Below are 20,054 nucleotides of genomic sequence, written 5' to 3' on the forward strand. Positions count from 1 at the left end.
TTTAATCCTCTTTTTCTTGCTGTTTTCTCGCATTCTATCAGCATTACGCGCTGTTTATACAGCGCCTTTTATTTCTGTACAATTTATTCTCTATATGCAAAAAAGGAACGTTCTATCCAAATCGTTCCTTTTTGTTTGTAGATTATTTTATTTTTCAAATTTCTCAATCACGCACGTATGCGTCTTCGTTTTCTTATCACAAACGCGTATTTGCCGAGTGCACAGTAATGCCCGCGTCCCCCCTTCGTCATCCCACCGTCAGGCGCAAAAAATCTCCCGCCGCACAGAGCCTCTTGCCCTCCGAAACAGTGCCTGTCCGGGGACTTGTGCTCTGTGGCGGGAGGCCTTTTACACCGTCCGTCCCCTATTTACTTAATACCCCGTCGACCGCCGCTTTCCATCCGGCATATTTTTTCTCCCGGATTTCATCGTCCATCTTCGGTTCATACACACTTCGTTTCATATTTCCCGCGAGCTTCTCCAGATCATACACACCTGCCGAAATACCCGCCATATAAGCCGCTCCAATCCCGGAAAGCTCCTCCGCGTCCGGAATATTTACGCGTTTATTCGTAATATCACTCTGGAACTGCATCAGATATCCGTTTCGTGTCGGGCCGCCGTCTACACGGAGTTCCTCGATCCGCATGCCGGTATCCTGCTCCATCGCACGGACAAGGTCGGTGATCTGGTAGGCAATGCAGTCGAGAGCCGCTTTTACCACCTCGGCTTTTCCTGTGGTGCGGGTAATTCCGCTGATCGATGCCGTTGCTTTCTCATCCCAGTACGGCGCACCAAGCCCGGTAAATGCCGGAACCATATACGTGCGGTCTGCCGAATTTGCCTCCCTTGCCAGTCCTTCCGTCTCTTTTGCCGAAGAAATCAGCTTCAGGTCATCCTTCAGCCAGGTAATCACAGCTCCGGTGTAGTTCAGGTTGCCTTCCAGCACATAGTCCACCTTGCCGCCTCTTCCCCACGCAAGCGAAGTCACAACGCCGTGGCTGCTCTGAATCGGCTTGTCTCCAATGTTCATCATCAGCGAAGAACCCGTTCCGTACGTCGCCTTGATCATGCTCGGTTTTAAACAGCCCTGTCCGAACAGAGCCGCATGAGAGTCGCCTAATACACCACAGATCGGAACCGGCTCGGAAAACAATCCTTCCATCGTCGTGGTTCCATACACCGCATCGGAATCGCACACCCTGGCCAGCGCACAAGCCGGAATCCCGAACATCTCGCAGATCTTCTCATCCCACGCCAGTGTTTTCAGATTAAACAACTGCGTTCTCGACGCATTTGAAAAATCCGTCTTAAATGCATGATCTCCCGTCAGCTTGTAAACCAGCCAGCTGTCGATGGTGCCAAGGCAAAGCTCCCCGTCTGCAGCACGTTTCTGTCTTTCTTCTCCGCCGTTTCGAAGCAGCCACGCCATCTTTGCAGCAGGAAAATAAGCCGAAAGCTGCAGACCCGTCGCCTCGCGGATCTCCTCTGCGTGCCCCTGCTCCGCAATCTCCTGCGCAATGCCGCTTGCGCGGCCGCACTGCCATACAATTGCCTCTTCCAGCGGTTCCCCGGTCACCTTGTCCCAGATCGCCGTCGTCTCACGCTGATTGCTGATGCCGATTCCGGCGATTTCTTCCGGTGCAACACCGGACTCTGCCACCAGCGTTTTTACCGTCTGTACTGTATTTCGGTAAATCTCATTCAGATCATGGGACACCCATCCCTTTTCATTGACGATCTGCCGGTGCGGCAGGTCGGTACGGCGGAGTAAATGTCCCTCCCTGTCAAAGAGCAGCGCTTTCGTTCCCTGCGTGCTCTGGTCAATTCCGATGATATACCTTTTCTCCATTTTTCCAGCTCCATTCCTAAAATTTTATAAATATCCAGATCCCCATCTCGAATAACGCTGAATACACCCTGTTTTTCAACACACCATGCGTCATTTTCTATTGTCGCGGCATTCACCCTGCCCCTATAGGCAAGATCTTTGGCGATTACCACACATTCCAACATCTTCCGCAGAACGATTTATTCCTGATTATATAGAAAAAGTTCCTGCGTTCCCGGATTTTCTTCCGCCCGGGCACGCAGGAACATGGCATACGCAGACCTGCGGCAGTTTACAGTTCCCTGCGGGCTATCACATTCACCGCTGATTCCATTTCTGGTTAAGCCAGTAATTCTTTCGCTTTTTTTGCAATGCCCTCGGCATTCAATCCATAATAGTCAAAGACTTCTTGGGAAGTTCCCGTGATCACCGGCGCATCCGGCAGAGACATATGAACGACTTTGCGCGGGCATTCCGCACCGACCACCTGGCTCACCATCGATCCAAGACCGCCAAATGGAGCGTGCTCTTCGATCGAAATGACAACTTTTACCTTCTTCGCAGCCTCTACCAGGCCCTCTTTGTCCAGCGGTTTCACACAGTACATATCGAGCAGTCCTGCGCTGATTCCCTCTTCTTTCAGCATAGCAGCCGCATCAAACGCCGGGCGCACCATCTCACCGCAGGCTACCAGTAAAACATCGGTGCCTTCCGAGAGAACCGTTGCCTTATCCATCTCAAACGGGGTATTTTCTTCGCTGTAAATATCCGCAACGGCATTTCTTCCCACCCGGATATAAGCCGGTTTTTCATCGGTAAGAAGCGCCTCAACCAGTTTTGCTGTCTGGAAGCGGTCGCTCGGCAGATAAACGCGCATGTTCGGAATCGCTGCCATTGCTGCGATATCCTGTGCAGAATGATGGCTCATGCCGAGTGCGCCATAGCTGACACCGCCGCTGATGCCGATCAGTTTTACATTGGTGTTGGAGTATGCACAGTCAATCTTTGCCTGCTCATAGCTTCTTGTAGAAAGGAAGCACGCCGGAGATGCCGCAAATGCTTTCTTGCCGCATTTTGCAAGACCGGCAGAAACGCTGACCAGATCCTGCTCCGCGATACCCATCTCCACAAACTGCTCCGGATACGCATTTGCAAACGCTGTCAGGGAAGCACTTCCCCTGGAATCGCTGCAGAGCACTACGATATCTTTATCCGTTTCGGCATGTTTCATTAAAACCTCGCAAATGGCCTGTCTGTTTGGAATCTTATTCATGACAGTGCCTCCTTTCTCTCATCCAGATCCTTCATAATCTGTTCTACTTCCTCCGGTGTCGGCACTTTATGATGCCACTCCGCCTTATTTTCCATCACGGAAGAACCACAGCCCTTCGTTGTGTTTGCAATAATAACCGTCGGTTTTCCCTTGCAGTGTTTCGCCAGCTCAAACGCATGAACGAGCGCGTCCATATCGTTGCCCGGTACGGAAAGAACATTCCATCCGAACGCTGCCCATCTCTCCTCCTGGCTTTCCTGTTTCATGACATCCTCGGTATTTCCGGAGATCTGCAGACGGTTGCGGTCTACGATCGCACAGAGGTTGTCCAGCTTGTAGTTTCCTGCGGACATTGCGCCCTCCCAGACAGAGCCTTCTGCCAGCTCGCCGTCACCCATAACGGTGTAGACACGGTAATCTTTTTTATCCATTTTTCCTGCCAGCGCCATTCCCACGCAGACCGGAAGTCCGTGGCCGAGAGAACCGGAATTCATCTCGATGCCCGGCAGTTTATTATTCGGATGGCCGATGTACGGGCTGCCGAATTTGAAGAATTTTTCAATGACCTCTTCCATCGGGAAGAACCCCTTTGCCGCAAGTACTGCATAATATGCCTCAACGGAATGACCTTTACTCATCACAAAACGGTCGCGGTCCGGGTCGTCCATGTTCTTAGGGCTGATGTTCATCTCTTTAAAATACAGCGCTACAAGCACATCAATGACACTCATGTCACCGCCGATGTGGCCGCCCTTGCCGGAAACTACCATTTCCACTACTTTCTTCCGCAGATCATACGCCAGACAACTCAATTCCTTGTATTCACTCATGATTTTCATTCTCCTCTTAAATATGCTTTGACATCTTCCTCGATCGGATCATATAAATCCGGGGCAATGCCGATGTATTTGCATGCTTCATACAGAACCGGCACAACGTTCTCGTGGATACCGACACAGTGGTGGATGTACGGTCCTTCCACGATTTTTGCCTCCAGGCGTTTCAGGTTCTGTACCTCAACCCATACGTAGGTTCCCTTCGTGTAAGGTCCCTCGACACCTTTTGCATTTCCAAGCAGCAGGGAGTACTCTCCGTTGTCTCCGTCGAAACGCGCCAGTGTCATTTCGCCTAATTTTGCCTGTGCCTCTACAGCTCCCGGATGACTGAATGCCAGAGGATAACCGATCGTCGGTTTTTCCTGTGCAACAGAAATCGGCCACGGTCCGCAGTGCTGCAGCAGCTCGCCGTTCTCGTTGTCCGGGTGGCGCACCGTCCAGTCGGCAAAGAAGCTTCTCTTATCGTTTCTGCCGGCAGCCTCTACCAACAGAGCGGTGATGGCGCCATGGATATCGGTCTCACAGACAACCGGAATTCCCTCTTCGTTCAGCAGAGAGTTTGCCGCACACGGCATGATGCCAATCTCACCCTGCAGTGCGTTCCAGCACTGGATCGCGATAGCATTGCAGGAATATTTTGCAGCCAGATTCTTCATCGCAACCTTCAGAGCTGCTACATTTTCCAGCTCTTCCGGTTTGATCTTTACACACATATTGGTGTCGCAGTAAGCAACGACTTTTTCCACCTCGCTGCCCTCTGCTTTTACTTTTTTCATCTCCGCAGTCAGTTCCGGAAGCGGAATCGGGGAAAGCTGAATGTTGAATTTTTCCAGCAGCTCGCCCTCATTGCACATGGTGGACCAGAAGTCGAACGGACGCGGTCCGATCTGAAGGATTCTGGTGTGACGGAAGGTATCTACCACATTACATACGGCGAGGAAATCCTTGATGCCGCGCTCAAATTCCGGATCGGTCAGGCGGCAGTTCGTCATGTAGGTGAACGGAACGCCAAAACGGCGCAGCACTTTTCCGGTTGCGAACAAACCGCACTGGCTGTCACGGAGACGCACACCGTTCTCATCCGGTCTCTCATCGCGCGGTCCCCAGAGGAGTACCGGAAGCCCCATTTCCTTTGCCAGTCTTGCACAGACATATTCCGTTCCGAAGTTTCCGTGCGGGAAGAAAATTCCCTTTACGTTTTCACGGCGGAATTTCTCCTGGATTTTCTCACGGTCCGCCTCATCGTAAAACAGACCCTCCTCGTTGATATCTATGATGTCGACAAATTCAACACCGAGCTCTTTTAAATGCTCTCTCGTCAGGTTGGCGTATTTTACGGCATCCGGGGCACTGAAAATGCTTCTTCTCGTAGGTGCAAATCCGATCTTAATTGATTTCATATTCATTTCCTCCACTTAATTTTCTTTAAATTCCGCTAAATTATGTCTTGAATTTCCCTGCTCTTTATGGCTCTTATATTACTAAATTCTTTTGAATTTGTCAACATCTATTCAGCTTTATTAAATCTTTTTTAGTAATTTATACAAAAAAGAATGGATGTTTTATGCATTTCTTCATATTTCATTTTTTTACAGTTCAGAAGTTGACTTCTTTTTTAATTCATATTAAAATCAATGCATAAGTTTAATATTTTTCAAATAAATACTGAAATAAATTTCAACACCCCGCATGCGCAAAACGCCTGAAAGCACCGTGCGGGCTGATTTTATCGAACAGGAGCTGAACTCTTATGAATATTTCTGCGAAAGAACTGGCAAAGCTGATCAACGTATCGCCTGCCACGGTTTCTATGGTTTTCAATAACAAACCCGGCATCAGCGATGCCACAAGAGAGCTGGTTTTAAAACCGCAGCCGAGTATGGCTATGCGCCGAAAAAAAATGAATCCTCCGGCGCTTCCTCCCGCATTATTCAGCTGGTCAATTATAAAAAGCACGGAAAGGTCGCTGCCGACACGCCGTTTTTCTCCCAGCTTACCGAAGGAATCTCCACCGAATGCACCCGCCAGGGCTGTGCGCTTCATATCTCCTATTTTTATGAGACCATGGATATTGACAGCCAGCTCGATGCACTCCGCGCTGTGGACTGTGAGGGCATTCTTCTTCTTGCAACCGAAATGGCTCCGTCCGATTTCCGCAAGTTCCGCGATTTTTCTGTTCCGATCGTTGTCGTGGACTGCTATTACGATGAGCTCGATTACGACTGCGTTCTGATCAACAACATCCAGGGGGCGTTCAACGCCACGAATTATCTGATTCAGTGCGGACACAAAAACGTGGGCTACTTTCACTCGAGCCTCGACATCAGCAACTTCTCCGAACGCGCCGACGGCTACTACAAAGCGCTCCGTGCAAACGGTATCAGCACCTCGCATCCATATGTCCACCCGGTTTCCCCTACCTCGGACGAGGGCTACCGCGACATGCTGCGCCTTCTCGAGTCGAAAGCACCGATCGCGGATGCCTACTTTGCCGATAATGACATCATCGCTGCGGCCGCTATGCGTGCGCTGCGTGAAAACGGCTACCGCATCCCGGAGGATGTCTCTATCATCGGCTTTGATGACGTTCCGATGTGCGATATGATGGTTCCGCCGCTTTCCACCATGAAGGTCAGAAAACGGGAGCTTGGCGCCACTGCCGTCCAGCGTCTGCTTGACCGCGTGGCTGATCCGAAACGCGAATGTCTGAAAATGTGCATGGCAACCAAGCTGGTGAAGCGCCAGAGTGTTTCCAGACGTTAAAGCTTTTTGGATGAGGCTGTCGTCCAGCGCGTGTCTGAAAAATCATTTCCGCAAACCGGAACTCGCAGCTTGCGAAAAGCCTTTCTCAGACACGCTCTGTACGGCAGCCTCACCTTTTTATTTTGAAAGGAGTTTTTTTCATGCAATCTGCAAATGACCTGAAACAGCTTTTATTCAGTATCAATCACAAAAGCTATCCCGCCTATAAATCTACCCGCGGTGCCTATCAGTTTCCGCGCTACACACTCTCCATCGACCACGTGCAGGGCGATCCGTTCGCCGCTCCATCGCGCGTCAGCGTTCATGTGAATGGAAGAACTGCCGCTTTCCCGGCATCACTCTATGATACGTATGAAAAGCGCGCCGCCCTCCAGGATTACCTGCTGCGCCAGTTTGCGCGCGCTATCGCACCGTATTCGTTCCGCGCAAAGGGCTCCGGCAAAAGTGGTCTGCTTGGGATAAGCCGCTGCGGGCAGGAAATTCTTGAGCGTACTGCCTGTGTTCTGAATCCTTCCGACGGCAGTCTTATCGTCAACATGGAAATCGGCTTTCCGGCTAACGGCCGCACCATCGCCTCGCAGGAGCTGATCCGCATTCTTTTCGACTTTCTTCCCGGCTGCGTAGAAAAATCACTGTTCTACCGTGCTCTGGATCCAAAAGCATGTGCCAATGTCGCCTATCTCTGTGAGGATCAGCAGGCGATCCGTTCCGCATTAAAAGAAAAAGGGCTTACTGCCTTCATCGCCGACGGCTCCATTCTCCCGCGCGAGACCGGTGTTTCCGATCTGCCGATGAAGCACGCCGTTCCGTTTACCTCACCGGAATCCCTGCGCGTTACCCTCGATCTTCCAAACCGCGGACCTGTTTCCGGCATGGGAATTCCACTCGGTGTCACACTGATCGTAGGCGGAGGCTTCCACGGAAAATCTACCCTTCTGCAGGCTCTTGAGCGCGGCGTATACAACCACATCGCCGGGGACGGCCGTGAATATGTCATCACCGATGCAAGCGCCGGAAAGCTCCGCTCCGAGGACTCCAGAAGCATCAGCAATGTCGATATCTCCCTCTTCATCCACGATCTTCCCGGAAAGAGCGACACCACCTCATTTTCGACTCCAGATGCCAGCGGAAGCACCTCGCAGGCCGCCAACGTGATCGAGGGCATCGAATCCGGCACGAGCCTCTTTCTGATTGATGAGGACACATCCGCCACCAACTTTATGGTGCGCGATGAGCTGATGCAGCGCGTCGTTGCCGACAGCGAAGAACCGATCACACCGTTTATCAGCCGCGTGCGGGATCTGTATGAGAAGCTCGGCATCTCGTCGGTTCTCGTTGCCGGAAGCTCCGGTTCTTACTTCCATGTGGCAGACACTGTCATTCAGATGAAAGAATACGTTCCTTATGACATTACGGATCGCGCAAAAACCACAGCCGCGGAATTTCCGCCGTTTACTGCCTCCATACGCCCTTTTTCCGTTCCAGCCTTTCACCGCTGCCCGCAGCCGGGTAAAGGCCTGACGGGAAGTGACCGCACGAAAGTCAAAGTGATGGGACGGGAATCCATCCTCATCAACAAATCTCTGACGGATCTGCGCGCCGTGGAACAGCTCACGGACAGTGAACAGCTGAACGGGCTGGCTGCGCTTCTTTTAGAAGCAGCGGAGCACAAGATGGACGGTAAGAAAACACTGGTGCAGGTGGTGGATCTGCTGGAAAAACAGATGGATGAAAAAGGCCTTGCTTCTCTTCTCGCTCCGGGAAGGCCAGGCGATCTGGCACGGCCGAGACGGCAGGAAATCTTTGCATGCCTGAACCGGTGCAGGGAACTGCGGTTCTGAGAAAATTTGTAACAATTCAGAGCCATAAAAAATCTTCAGGCAAACCTTGTTCTTTTCAGAATCTATCGGTTTGGCTGAAGATCTTTTTTATCTTTTATTTTTCAATTATTTATTCCCCGCAGATCCGCAGAATCGCCTCCGCGAAGATCACAACGCATTCTTTCAGGCATTCGATTTCCACGAACTCGTCTGCTCCGTGCATACGGTTGTCGACTTCAAGGTCTGCGCATCCAAACGCAACGCCGTTTTTCAGATGATGCACATACGTTCCGCCGCCGATCGCAAATGGTTTGCCTGGTTTTCCAGTGACATCCGTGTAGCACTGCAGCAGGGTCTGGACAAACGGGCTGTCGGCCGGGACGTGGTGTGGTGGGAACATTCCGCTGCCTTCCATGGAGAAGCCGCCTTTTTTCATGTTCTGCCCGGCGGTATCGTACAGGTTTTCTTTTGTCGCGCAGATCGGGGCGCGGCAGTCGTAGGAACCGGTCAAGGTTTTACCGTCGTAGTTCATAAGGTCGAGGCTTAAGGTGAGCTCGCCGGACTCTTCATCTGACATGGCGACACCGAGGCCTGCGCCTTTGCCGTCGCCGTGCGGATAAACTTTTGCAAGGAAACTGATGTCGTTTTTCAGTTCACTCTCTTCCATTCCAACGGATGCGAGAAGCTGCAGCAGTGCGGTCAGTGCGTTGTTACCCATTTCCGGGGTGGATGCGTGGGCAAAGGCACCGCAGGCGGTGATTTTTACATTGCCGTTTTCGGTGTCTTCCAAAACGAAGGAAACACCGGTCTTCTGCTCTGTTTCATCAGCGCAGGCTTTCAGGTCTTCTTTTGCCATGCCGGCAAGCTCTGCATATGCTTTGCCTGGTACAACGTTCAGTTTGGTGCCGGCCTGTAAGGATACGAGGCGCACGCCTGTCGTTCCGGCATCGGATGTTTTTTCGAAGTGGCCGCGCATGCCGCCTTTTTCAATGTTGATGACCGGGAATTCGGCATCCGGTGAGAAGGTGCATGGTGCTTCCACTTCTTTCTTATAATAATATTCGAGGTCAGAGCTTCCGCACTCCTCGTCGGAACCGAGGACAAGACGGACGTTTTTCTTTAATGGGTAACCGAGTTCTTTGACAGCGCGCATTGCGTAGATAGCTGCGATCGCCGGTCCTTTGTCGTCTGCGGTTCCGCGGCCGAACATTTTTCCTTCTTTGATGAGCGGGGTGAATGGATCGGTCTCCTGCCAGCCTTCGCCTGCCGGTACGACATCGAGATGGGCGAGAATATCAAGGCCCTTTTCTTCCTGATTAAAGTCAGCTGCAATCGCGTAGTTGTCGTAGTTGGTTACGGCAAAGCCGTATTTTTCCAGAATTTCGATTCCCTGCGCCAGTGCTTCTGCCGCCGGTGCGCCGAATGGTTTGCCTGGCTCTGCCGCCTGTTTTTCGCTTGGAATCCGGATCAGGCTTTTCAGATCCTCGATCATTTCGGATTCGTGGTTTTCAATATATGTTCTTAATTCTTCTTTCCGCATCGTAACTTCTCCTTTTCTCTTCTCTGGCACCGTCGCAGTGCCGTTCTTTTCCTATCATAGCGCAAAAAGAGCAGAAAATCCACATTTTCTGCTCTTTCTGCCAAATAATCATTTGTTTTTGTCCAAATTGACTGTAATTTCATAATAATCACACGGATGCGCCGTAAGCCCCGTCACGCCCTCGCCGGATACCATCGACATTTTGAGGTGTGATGCGAAGAAAAACATGTGGTCATCCAGCAGCGTCTGCGTCATCTCGATGGCCAGTTCGGTTCGTTTTTCGGTATCAAACTCGCCGCTTAACTGCTGCTCCAGCATCTCGAGTGTCTCACTGTAATAACCGCCGCGGTTCTTGGAGGAATCCTGCAGGCAGTGCGTTGTAAAGAAATACTCGGGATCGCCCGTCGGTGCGCTGACAAATGCGCTTACATAAACATCCCAGTTTCCTTTTTTCAGCAGTTCCAGATGATTTGCCGTGCACTGGATCTGTACTTCGATTCCGATTTTCTTCAGCGATGCCTGTGCACTCTCCGCGAGAAGCGGCAGTTCCTGGCGGCTCGGATACGTGAGCCAGCAGATGGTCAGGCGTTTTCCGTCTTTTTCCACGTAGCCGTCGCCGTCCTCATCGGTCCAGCCTGCTTCCGCCAGCAGTTCTCTGGAATACTCAAGATCATAGGACTCCTCCTGCACTTTGCTGTCGCCGAATGCAAAGTAAGAGGGGAACGGGCCTTCCGCCACGCTTCCGTTTCCTTCCATCAGCGTATTCACAAAGCCCTGCCGGTCGATCGCTCCGATGACTGCCTCGCGCACGCGGTCGTCCTGCAGCACCTCGGATGATCCGTTGAACTGTCCGAAGAAGGTACGCGACGTATCCGCCGAAGAAATCGTGTATGGTTCATCGCGGAACAGGATCAGATTGGAATACGGCAGGCCGTACGCCGCGTCGAGCTCGCCTGACTGTAACGCCATCGTCATCGTATCGCCGTCGCGGATCGTTTTTACTTCGATCCGGTCGAGCTTTGGCGTTCCGTTCCAGTAATTGTCATTTTTCACGAGCGTCAGTCCCTGATCCGTCTCCACCTGTACTGCGCGGTACGGACCGGTTCCGGCGACATTGCCGTCATCCGTCACACCTGCCTGCATATCAATGATGCATCCATATGGGTCAGACAGATAATTCAGAAGCGCCGGGACAGGCTGTTCGGTGTGAATCGTTACGATCAGGCCGTCTGCTCGATGCTCTCAATTTTCAGATCCCCGCGTGCACGGTCATGTACTGCGATCAGATCCTCGAGACATTCTTTGACCGCCTCCGCGTCGAGAGTGCGCCCACTTGTAAAGGAGATGCCTTCATGCAGTGTAATCCGCCATGTTGTATCGTCCACAATCTCATAGCTTTCTGCCAGCCATGGCTCGATCTCCATAGAATCGGAATAATGAAACAGCGTCTCACCGATCCCATAGCGGATACACGCCCAGCCGGAATAGCCGTTGTGCGGGTTGACATCGGACTCGTCGTTTTCGGCGTTGAATGTCGTGTCGCCGTATACGAAAACTTTTTCATCTGTACCATCTGCCGCTGTGCTCTGACAACCGGAAAACAGTACCACCGCCAGAATGCCGCACAAAACATATGCAATTTTTTTCCTTCTGCCGTTCTTTCTCTGCATTCTGTACTTCTCCTGTTTTCGCAAATGGCACCACCATTTCCGCTGTCTGATTTTCTGTTTCAACAGTTTTCTCACAGACTATACTCCATCAACAGTTTCGTATATTCCTCTTTCGGGTACTCCAATACCTCCCGCGTCTCCCCCTGCTCCACGATTTTTCCCTGCCGCATGACAATCACACGGCTGCAGAGTTCCCGCACCAGCGCAAGGTCGTGGCCGATCCACAGCATCGCAAGTTCTTCTTCCCGCTGCAGTTTTTTCAGCAGTTGAACGATCTGCGCCTGTACCGCCGCATCGAGCGCACTCGTTGCCTCGTCGCAGATCAGAAGAGACGGCTGCACAGCAAGAGCCCGCGCAATTGCGGCTCTCTGGCACTCTCCGCCGCTCGTCTCGCGGGGATAGCGTTTCGCCGTTTCCGGGGCAAGCTCCACTTTTTCCAGCAGTTCCGGCAGACGAAGACAGGCTTCTTTCCGGCTCATTCCCTGATTCCGAAAAGCTTCCAGAATCCCGGTTTCGAGCGTCTGCATTGGATCGAAGGAATCCTGCGGGGTCTGGAAGACCATCTGTATTTTCCGGTAAACTTCGCGCTGCCGCCTGCCTTTTCTTCCGAGGATTTCCTCGCCTTCCAACAGAACGCTGCCTGCATCCGCCTGGACCAATCCGGTGATCAGACGGGCCGTCGTGCTTTTTCCGCATCCGCTCTCCCCGATCAGGCCAAGACATTCACCCGCATCCAGTGTGAAGCTGATGCCGTCCACGGCGGCAAATTCCGTTTCCCGGCCGGTTCCAGCAAAGTTTTTGCTTAAGTTGTTTACTTCCAGCATGTTATGATTATGCATCGTTCTTCCCTCTTCCCGGCACAGCCGCAAGGAGATTTTTTGTATATTCGTCCTTTGGGTGATCGAAAACCGTCCTTGTCTCCCCCTGCTCCACGATGTTTCCATCCTTCAAAACAGCAACCCTGTCTGCCATCTGCTCGAGAACCGCAAGATTGTGCGTCACCAGCACCATCCCCGTCTGCTCTTTCTGCTGCAACGCCTGAAGCTCCCGCAGCACCTGCGCCTGCGAAACCACATCGAGTGCACTCGTCGGCTCGTCCGCCAGAAGAAGCGACGGATGCAGCAGCATTGCGAGCGCAATCCCGACGCGCTGGTTCATGCCGCCGGAGAGCGACGATGGATAGCTGTTCCAGATCGTCTCGCCATCCGAAAGCCCCATATCCGCAAATCGCTGGAGCGTCATATCTTTGATTTCTCTGCGGCTTTTTCTGCCAGACATTCCCCCAGAAATCGGGGTGATGAATCCGCAGCGTTTCTCATGGGCGCGCACGCTTTCACAGATCTGTGTTCCGATTTTCCGGGTCGGACAGAATGATGCCCCTGTATTCTGGAAAATCATACCAATTTCTGAACCGCACAGACTCCGCAGCTTCTTTTCGGACATGCCCGTCAGCTCCTCTCCGCGAAATGTGATCTGCCCGCCGGTGATGGAACCATTCTTTCCCATCAGCCGCAGGATCGCTCGCAGCAAGGTACTTTTTCCACTGCCCGACTCCCCGGCGATGCCGACGGTTTCTCCTTTTTCGACGGAAAAACAGATGTTATTTAAAATTTGCTCCCCCTCATAACAGACAGAAAGGCCGCTGATTTCCAGCAGTTTTTCGCTCATGTTTTTGCTCCCTTTGTTTCCATTTTCGTTTGCCCCTTATCCCTGATCCACCGTTTTCCGTACCGCCTCACCAAGCAGATTGCAGACAAGAACGGTCAGAAAAATCGCCAGTCCCGGCGCCAGAATGACCCAGGGCGCGGTCTGCAGCATACTTCTTCCGTTGCTCATCATCGCTCCCCACTCCGCCGACGGCGCTTCCGCACCAAGGCCGAGGAAGGACAGACCCGCGATTTCCAGCATCATCGTTCCGATATCAAGCACCGCTGTGACAATCGTCTGCCCCGCAAGATTCGGCAGAATATGGCGTCTGATCATCTTCCATGTTCCGTTTCCTGTAAGGCGCGCCGCCGCGATGAACGGCATGTGTTTCAATGCCAGCACACGGTTCCGTGCAAGCCGTGCATATTTCGGCCAGGAAACAAGGATCAGCGACACAACGGCTCCCGTCATGCCGCTCTGCAGAACGCCGGAAAATGCGATTGCAAATACCATACCCGGAAAGGCCAGAAAAATATCGGAGATCTGCATCAGAACCGTATCCGTTTTACCTTCCAGCCAGCCGCTGAAAATTCCGGCGAGTGTTCCGATCAGAGCGCTTGCCGCAACGACAAGAAGTGCTGAAAAAATGCTGACCCGCGCGCCGGAGAGAATCCTTGAAAACAGATCTCTTCCATAGCGGTCCGTCCCCATCCAGTGCGCCGCGGACGGCGGAAGAAGGGACAGTTCCAGATTCTGCTCATACGGATCGTACGGTGCCAGATGGGCCGCACATGCGGCAAACAACAGCAGCGCACCGGCGAGGATGCCATAAAAGGATCTTTCTTTTCTGTTCTTTTTTCATCGCATTCCCTCCAGCTTCGCCCGCGGGTCCAGTGCACCCATCAGCAGATCAGCAATGAGATGCAGCAGCAGATAGATCGCCGCCATCCACACCAGATATGCCTGAATCACGGGAATATCGTGCATGGAAACGGCATCCACGGCCATTTTTCCGACACCATTCCACATGAAAATCGTCTCAACGATGGCGGTTCCTCCAAGCAGCGAACCGGCGGATAAGAATAGCAGCGTGACCATCCGAAGCAGCACGGATTTTAATACATTTCCAAACAGAATCCGGTTTTCACTTAACCCACGTGCCCGTGCACCCGCCACGTACTCCTGCTCCAGCTCTGCAAGCACGGCAGAACGCACCTGACGGGTGTATTTTGCCGTCATCGAAACCGCAAGCGTCGCCGCCGGAAGCACACAGCTTTTCCATCCCTTTCCCATACTGAGAACCGGAAAAAGATTCCATTTCAGCGAAAAGAAATACAAGAGAAGAAGTGCAGTGAAAAACCCCGGAAACGAATTACCTGCAAAGCAGAACAGGCTGATACTGCGGTCCGCCCATGTATTCTGATATTTTGCACTTAAGATACCGAGCGGAAACGAAAGACAGACCGTCATGGCAAGCGCCAGCGCCGCAAGTGCAATCGTTGCGGGCAGTTTTTCACAGAAGCTTACAAGCACCGGTTTGCCGGAAACGTACGACTCCCCGAAGTCACCGCGCAGGGCGTTTTTCAGCCATTGCAGGTACTGGACAGCTTTCGGCTCATTCAGTCCCAGCTCCTCCCGCATCGCTTCTTTTTCCGCCTCCGACATCACGCCGCCGCTGCTGCTCTCTTTTAAATCCACCGCATCGACCGAGGAAAGTCCCGTCAGTAGAAAAGCGAGAATCGTCACGCCGAGGAATACCGGAATCAGGCGAAGCAGTCGTTTTAACAGATATTTTTTCACAAATACTCCTTTACTGCTTCACGGCACAAATCGAAAACATCGGTGCCGGGTTATAGAACTCGTCTTTTTCCAGATAAATGCGTTTTCCAAGGCTCGTATCAATGCGGATTTCTCCCGCTGTGTTTTCGCACAGCACCGCCACATCGTACGCCGGCCGGTTTTTGCGGCTGATCGGGAGCTGTGATTTGATCCGTTCGCACTCTTCGAGCATCTCGTTTCCAACCTTGAAATGGGCATGCGCCTCCGGAAGTCCCTTCGTATCGGCAACATCTTCTTTTCCGTAATTGGCATCGAAGTTCAGCAGCACACCGCCCGTTTTCAGCACACGCATCCACTCGCCGTAAGCATGCTCCGCATTCGGCAGCGTCCACGTCAGGTTTCGGGAAATGACAACATCGAACGTTTCATCCGCAAACATCGGATTTTCCGCGTCCATGACCTGGAAGCAGCAGTCGGCATTCTCTTCTTCGGCAAGCTGGATTGCATTCTCAATCATCTCCGGTGTCAGGTCGATGCCGAAGACCTCGTGGCCCTCTTTTGCCAGCAGGATCGAGAAAAATCCGGCTCCGCAGCCCACATCAAGGATCTTTAACCGTCTTCCCGCCGGGATCTGTTTTTCAATCTCTTTCATCCAGCGCTTCGCAATCGGGTTCGCAAGTTCGGAGCGTCTCTGCTCTAAAAAGCTCTCGCTCCGCTTCTCCCAGTAATGGACAATCTGCTCTTTGCGGTCGTCGTACTCCGGCTCGCGCACAATTCTTCCGTAAGCAACGACAGGGCCACCTTCTGTTACCTGCAGACTGCCCGTCTGGTACAGCACCACACCGGTGTACTCGGCACGGCACGTCTCACGAAGTTTTCCATTATAATCACGGATCGTTCCGAGCAGTGCGCCCTCTGCAACCATATTGCCCGGTTTTGCCGCCGGATACCAGAGGCCGTCTTCGGAAGCCGCCTGATAGCAGACATCCGTCACCTCCATCGGCACGTAGTTCCGCACATCGCGGCGGATCTGATACATGTCGAGGCTGCTTAAGATATTGCGCACATCACGCTTGTCGGAATTGACCTCCTCGGAAGTCCAGGCTCCCATGCCGCCGCGCTCTAAGAGGATGCTCGCGATGCCCTTGGACGCCGCGTAGTTGTATGCTCCGCCTGATGACACCATGGAACGCACCATGTACGGAACATCCACCTGCTCCGCCATTTTCCGCGAAACTTCTGTCACCTCCTGCGCCGCTTTTCCGGCGTAATAGACATACGGCGTCAATGCTTCGAAATCATCGCCGCTGTGGAGATCAATATAATAATCCACCTTCGGATAAACTTCTTTCGTAATGGCCCACGCCAGCCGCTCCATCTCGGTTCCGTTTGGATTGCCCGGAAATACACGGTTCAGGTTTTTGCCATCGGAAAGTCCGAGACTGCCCGCACGGTTTTCAAAAGCAGGACGGTTTAAGACCTTTAAAATCACGATCGTTCCAACCGTTTTTTCCGGCTGAAGCTCCGCTCCCAGTTCCACACACGCCTGAATGCCGACGTATTCCCCGGAATGAACGCCGCCGGTGATCAGCATTGTTTTTCCCGGAAGTTTTCCACAGATAATCGTTCCCGGAAGCACGATATCCCCATTCGCAAAGGAGATATCCCCCTGATATTTTTCGCCGCGGCGTACGGTCACATCACCAAGCTGGAAGGACTGCTCTGCGCTTTTTTCCGCGCGCACCAGAAACATCGGTGTCGATGCATAGTTCAGTCTCTCTTCCTCGCTCCAGACGCGCTTCCAGATTTCGGAATCGGTCTGGATGGAACAGACGCCGAGGGATTCGAGCAACTTCGTATCCCACGCCGGCCGTTCCATCGCAGAGAGCGGCACCTGGCGCGCAATATTTTCCATGCGGTCAATGTCCGTGCACAGATAATGGTCGTCGAGCTGCTGCTCTTCCACTTTCTTCCGGTCTGCCTCGTACGCTTCTTTTTTCTCCTCGTCATAGAGATAACCGTACCAGTTCGCATCAAAATTGAGCAACACGCCGCCCGGTTTCAGGACACGCATCCACTCTTGGTATGCCTGCTCCGGCTTTTCCAGATTCCAGGTCAGATTTCTGGAAATGACAACATCAAAGGTCTCATCCGCAAACTCCAGATTCTGTGCATCCATCCGCTGCAGCGTCACGCGCTCCAGACCGTATTTCGTATATTTTCCCAGATTCTCTTTCGCCTTTTCCAGCATCTCCTCCGTGTAGTCAACAGCCGCCACCGTATAACCTGCCTCCGACAAAATCATCGGGAAGAATCCCGGGCCGGTTCCGATATCGAGAATCTTCATCTCTTCTTTCTTTTTCTCTGGAAACTGCTCCTCTAATACATGCAGCCACGCTTCTCTCTGGCTTCCCGCCAGTTCTTTTTCATTGACCTCAGAATACCCCTCCGCACGGGTTCCCCAGTAGGAGGCAATTTCCTGTAATAATTCCTGTTCCATATCTTCCGCTTCTTTCTTCTTTTTCTTAACTTTCCCGGCGCGGTCGTTCTCCAACCGCTCAAATATCCCTTTACTCTACCAAAAATCGGCCTTTTTCACAAGCCCCCACGGGGGATATTCTTAACGCCGGCGCAGGGTATTCAGGTGATCGGCGGCGCGGATCTGATTATCTGCGGACGTCAGACAACCGACGGCGATACCGCGCAGGTCGGCCCTTTGATTGCGAAACATCTGACGATCCCGCATGCCGCCTGGGTCGCAGAGGTTACCGATGTCACGGATCATTCCATCACCGTCCGTCAGGATCTTGTGAGTGTTTCCCAGGTTTCCGAACTCCCTTATTCGTGCCTGATTACCATCGAGTTTCTCGAGCGCGAGCTGATCGACATTTTGTTTCCGGATATTTTTAAAGGAGAACCGTCATTCACTCGGTTCTCCTTTATATTGCCAGAATACCATCAGCTTTCTTGTCGCCGTATCCTCACTGTATGTATATTTTACGGACCCGAGTCCGTAATAGCTGCAAAGATAGCCGGAAGCCTTATCGAGAAGCTCCGGTCGGGCTTCCATGACCTGTGCCATCAGATCATCGGTGGCAAATTTAAATTCGGAATACTCTTTCGTCTCTTCAATATCCGTCTCCATTTCCCACAGAATCTGTTTTGCATCAAATGTATCCATGTACCGGCCGATCTGGCGGTAATACTCGAGGTCATCTGCATTGCACGCCGGGAGCGGCAGATTCGCATCCGCCTGATGCGTGTCCGAAAATTCCGCATCGGAAACGCAGAGAAAATCGTAGTAGATCAGGTCGTCCGGCAGATTGTACTCGCCGCTCTCGCCCTCTGCGAATACCGGATCGCCCCAGGTTACATCGACGTTGTAATAATTGTCTCCACACTTTACGATATTCCAGCCGTGCGCCTCGCCGGTGTCTGTCGTTCCCGTCACATAAATGACCGGGATGTCCAGGCGGTTCATCAGATACTGGAACGTTCTGGCATAGCCTGCGCAGACCGTCTGTCTGTTCACAAGTCCGCTGTAGAGTGTCTGATTCTCCGGCGCATCTTTCACATAATCAATCTGCCGGATACATTTTTCAAAGACAGCCTTGATCTTCCCATAGTCATCCATCGAACGGTCGATATCACTTAAGAAATCATTTCCCGCCCCTTTGACCTGGGTCTGGCGTCCTGTAATCTCCTCCGCAGGAATCGTGTATTCTGGAACTACCTCGCAGTAGTTCTTCGGCTCGCCGTATCCCGTGACATGTGATGCTCCGTTGATCCAGCAGTACTCCGGGTAATCCATATAGACCCATCCATAAACCTCCGCCGTCACATCGGGATCGCCGCCTTTTGTGATGATGGTTTCCTGGTGTTCCGCGATTCCCTGCACCAGTTCGCGGTAAATCATCTGTCTGTTTTCATCGAGCTGGCTGTAATAATACCGCTTCGCCAGCTCCTCCTCATCTGTATTTTCCGCCTGAAACTGTGTTGCGCCATTTTCTGACAGACCATTGTTTTCGTCTGCCGTCTGTGAAGCAGTGCTGCTGTCCGCTCCGTTTCCGTTCTGCGCGGGATCGCTCTCATCAAATTCTCCGAATACCAGATAAGCCGCCAGCAGGGCAAGCATAAGCGGAAGCAGCGCCCGCAGCGGTCTCTTCCGTCTTCGTCTGTGTCTTCTCTTTGCCATTCTTCTTTTCTCCCAGATACGTTAAAACGCCGTCACACAGTGCATCCGCCACCTTTTTCTGGTACTCCTTTGTGTTCAGGAGCGCTTCCTCCTCCGGATTTGAGAGGAATCCGCACTCGCAGATCACCAGCACTGCGTCTGTCTTCTTCAGCATGTAATACGTTTTGTTTCCCTTGGCTTTCCTGTGATTCGCCGGATCGAGCCCCGCGACCAGTGCAGCCTGCATGCAGAGCGCCAGTTTTTCGCCTTCTTTTGAATCCGTATAATAAAACACCTGCGCCCCTTTGACCGCCGCATCCGGGTAGCTGTTCTGGTGAATGCTGATCACACAGTCCGGCTTTTTTTTATGAATCAGCTGCACGCGCCGCTGCAGATCCTGCACTTTCGCATTCACGGCTCCCGGATCGGAGAGATCATCCTCCCCTTCCCGCGTCATCACCACAAGGATTCCCTGCTTTTCCAGCTTCTTTTTCAGCAGACGGGCAATCGCAAGGTTGATGTCCTTTTCTTTGACACCGTTTGCCCCGATTTTGCCGGGATCGTCGCCGCCGTGGCCGCTGTCCAGCACCACTACTTTTGTGGCTGCCTTCTGTGCTGCCACCAGCCGTGCGCCCTCGCGGGACAGAACATACGCCGCCGAAAGCAGAATCACCGCCATCAGCCATTCCAGTTTTTTCCCTTTTTCCAAATGAAAAGCCCC

The 20,054-nt window shown here is 52.4% G+C and carries 16 protein-coding genes and 1 pseudogene; 3 read left to right on the forward strand and 14 right to left on the reverse strand.

Annotated features, from left to right (window positions below):
- Positions 1–364: 364 nt before the first annotated feature.
- The 4 genes from DWZ60_RS03950 to DWZ60_RS03965 all read right to left on the reverse strand — a co-directional run bounded on the left by DWZ60_RS03950 (position 365) and on the right by DWZ60_RS03965 (position 5,340).
- Complete coding sequence (locus DWZ60_RS03950; RefSeq protein ID WP_119221275.1) at positions 365–1,852, reverse strand: FGGY-family carbohydrate kinase; 1,488 nt, start codon at positions 1,850–1,852, stop codon at positions 365–367.
- A gap of 319 nt (positions 1,853–2,171) precedes the next feature.
- Positions 2,172–3,104: a transketolase family protein gene (locus tag DWZ60_RS03955; RefSeq protein WP_119221276.1), complete on the reverse strand. Its 933-nt coding sequence runs from the start codon at positions 3,102–3,104 to the stop codon at positions 2,172–2,174.
- Positions 3,101–3,934, reverse strand: coding sequence for a transketolase (locus DWZ60_RS03960; RefSeq protein ID WP_119221290.1), 834 nt, complete (start codon positions 3,932–3,934; stop codon positions 3,101–3,103). Before DWZ60_RS03960 ends, DWZ60_RS03955 begins: the two co-directional genes overlap by 4 nt.
- A 5-nt stretch (positions 3,935–3,939) precedes the next feature.
- Positions 3,940–5,340, reverse strand: a complete 1,401-nt coding sequence (locus DWZ60_RS03965; protein WP_119221277.1) for an L-fucose/L-arabinose isomerase family protein — start codon at positions 5,338–5,340, stop codon at positions 3,940–3,942.
- A gap of 604 nt (positions 5,341–5,944) precedes the next feature.
- On the opposite strand from DWZ60_RS03965, the gene DWZ60_RS03970 reads away from it, so the two are divergent.
- Positions 5,945–6,703: a substrate-binding domain-containing protein gene (locus tag DWZ60_RS03970; RefSeq protein ID WP_243038204.1), complete on the forward strand. Its 759-nt coding sequence runs from the start codon at positions 5,945–5,947 to the stop codon at positions 6,701–6,703.
- A gap of 140 nt (positions 6,704–6,843) precedes the next feature.
- Positions 6,844–8,544, forward strand: coding sequence for an ABC-ATPase domain-containing protein (locus tag DWZ60_RS03975; RefSeq protein ID WP_118659366.1), 1,701 nt, complete (start codon positions 6,844–6,846; stop codon positions 8,542–8,544).
- A gap of 109 nt (positions 8,545–8,653) precedes the next feature.
- On the opposite strand, the gene DWZ60_RS03980 is transcribed toward DWZ60_RS03975, so the two are convergent.
- The 8 genes from DWZ60_RS03980 to DWZ60_RS04005 form a co-directional block, all read right to left on the reverse strand.
- On the reverse strand, positions 8,654–10,063 hold the full coding sequence (locus DWZ60_RS03980; protein ID WP_119221278.1) for a Sapep family Mn(2+)-dependent dipeptidase: 1,410 nt from the start codon (positions 10,061–10,063) through the stop codon (positions 8,654–8,656).
- Between the two features lie 108 nt (positions 10,064–10,171).
- A complete protein-coding gene (locus tag DWZ60_RS03985; protein ID WP_330422099.1) occupies positions 10,172–11,287 on the reverse strand; it encodes an ABC transporter substrate-binding protein in 1,116 nt (371 codons plus the stop codon).
- Positions 11,284–11,733, reverse strand: a complete 450-nt coding sequence (locus tag DWZ60_RS18595) for an ABC transporter substrate-binding protein (protein WP_279220308.1) — start codon at positions 11,731–11,733, stop codon at positions 11,284–11,286. The genes DWZ60_RS03985 and DWZ60_RS18595 overlap by 4 nt, the downstream gene beginning before the upstream one ends.
- A gap of 71 nt (positions 11,734–11,804) precedes the next feature.
- Positions 11,805–12,572 carry an ABC transporter ATP-binding protein gene (locus tag DWZ60_RS03990; RefSeq protein WP_243002065.1) on the reverse strand — a complete coding sequence of 256 codons (768 nt, stop codon included), beginning with the start codon at positions 12,570–12,572 and terminating at the stop codon, positions 11,805–11,807.
- On the reverse strand, positions 12,565–13,401 hold the full coding sequence (locus DWZ60_RS03995) for an ABC transporter ATP-binding protein (RefSeq protein ID WP_117804874.1): 837 nt from the start codon (positions 13,399–13,401) through the stop codon (positions 12,565–12,567). Before DWZ60_RS03995 ends, DWZ60_RS03990 begins: the two co-directional genes overlap by 8 nt.
- A 36-nt stretch (positions 13,402–13,437) precedes the next feature.
- Positions 13,438–14,184 (reverse strand): nickel transporter permease, encoded by a 747-nt coding sequence (gene nikC, locus DWZ60_RS17430; protein WP_243038199.1) that lies wholly within the window; start codon positions 14,182–14,184, stop codon positions 13,438–13,440.
- Positions 14,185–14,238: 54 nt separating this feature from the next.
- A complete protein-coding gene (locus DWZ60_RS17435; protein ID WP_117761942.1) occupies positions 14,239–15,180 on the reverse strand; it encodes an ABC transporter permease in 942 nt (313 codons plus the stop codon).
- 10 nt (positions 15,181–15,190) lie between these two features.
- Complete coding sequence (locus DWZ60_RS04005; protein WP_119221291.1) at positions 15,191–17,659, reverse strand: methyltransferase domain-containing protein; 2,469 nt, start codon at positions 17,657–17,659, stop codon at positions 15,191–15,193.
- Between the two features lie 144 nt (positions 17,660–17,803).
- Here DWZ60_RS04005 and DWZ60_RS21080 point away from each other — a divergent pair.
- Positions 17,804–17,959: pseudogene (locus tag DWZ60_RS21080) on the forward strand (electron transfer flavoprotein subunit beta); the annotation flags it as partial.
- Between the two features lie 120 nt (positions 17,960–18,079).
- Here the strand turns inward: DWZ60_RS21080 and DWZ60_RS04015 are convergent.
- Together DWZ60_RS04015 and DWZ60_RS04020 are read right to left on the reverse strand one after the other, a co-directional pair.
- Complete coding sequence (locus tag DWZ60_RS04015) at positions 18,080–19,354, reverse strand: transglutaminase domain-containing protein (protein ID WP_118594799.1); 1,275 nt, start codon at positions 19,352–19,354, stop codon at positions 18,080–18,082.
- Positions 19,251–20,042: an N-acetylmuramoyl-L-alanine amidase gene (locus DWZ60_RS04020; RefSeq protein ID WP_330410121.1), complete on the reverse strand. Its 792-nt coding sequence runs from the start codon at positions 20,040–20,042 to the stop codon at positions 19,251–19,253. Before DWZ60_RS04020 ends, DWZ60_RS04015 begins: the two co-directional genes overlap by 104 nt.
- Positions 20,043–20,054: the final 12 nt, after the last annotated feature.

Source organism: Blautia sp. AF34-10 (assembly GCF_003477865.1).
Classification (GTDB): domain Bacteria; phylum Bacillota; class Clostridia; order Lachnospirales; family Lachnospiraceae; genus Fusicatenibacter; species Fusicatenibacter saccharivorans.

Coding starts and splice junctions, on each gene's coding strand:
- DWZ60_RS18595 (WP_279220308.1), bottom strand. CDS start 11,733: ATGCAGAGAAAGAACGGCAGAAGGAAAAAAATTGCATATGTTTTGTGC.
- DWZ60_RS03995 (WP_117804874.1), bottom strand. CDS start 13,401: ATGAGCGAAAAACTGCTGGAAATCAGCGGCCTTTCTGTCTGTTATGAG.
- DWZ60_RS03955 (WP_119221276.1), bottom strand. CDS start 3,104: ATGAATAAGATTCCAAACAGACAGGCCATTTGCGAGGTTTTAATGAAA.
- DWZ60_RS03990 (WP_243002065.1), bottom strand. CDS start 12,572: ATGCATAATCATAACATGCTGGAAGTAAACAACTTAAGCAAAAACTTT.
- DWZ60_RS03980 (WP_119221278.1), bottom strand. CDS start 10,063: ATGCGGAAAGAAGAATTAAGAACATATATTGAAAACCACGAATCCGAA.
- DWZ60_RS03950 (WP_119221275.1), bottom strand. CDS start 1,852: ATGGAGAAAAGGTATATCATCGGAATTGACCAGAGCACGCAGGGAACG.
- DWZ60_RS04015 (WP_118594799.1), bottom strand. CDS start 19,354: ATGGCAAAGAGAAGACACAGACGAAGACGGAAGAGACCGCTGCGGGCG.
- DWZ60_RS03960 (WP_119221290.1), bottom strand. CDS start 3,934: ATGAGTGAATACAAGGAATTGAGTTGTCTGGCGTATGATCTGCGGAAG.
- DWZ60_RS04005 (WP_119221291.1), bottom strand. CDS start 17,659: ATGGAACAGGAATTATTACAGGAAATTGCCTCCTACTGGGGAACCCGT.
- DWZ60_RS03975 (WP_118659366.1), top strand. CDS start 6,844: ATGCAATCTGCAAATGACCTGAAACAGCTTTTATTCAGTATCAATCAC.
- DWZ60_RS03965 (WP_119221277.1), bottom strand. CDS start 5,340: ATGAAATCAATTAAGATCGGATTTGCACCTACGAGAAGAAGCATTTTC.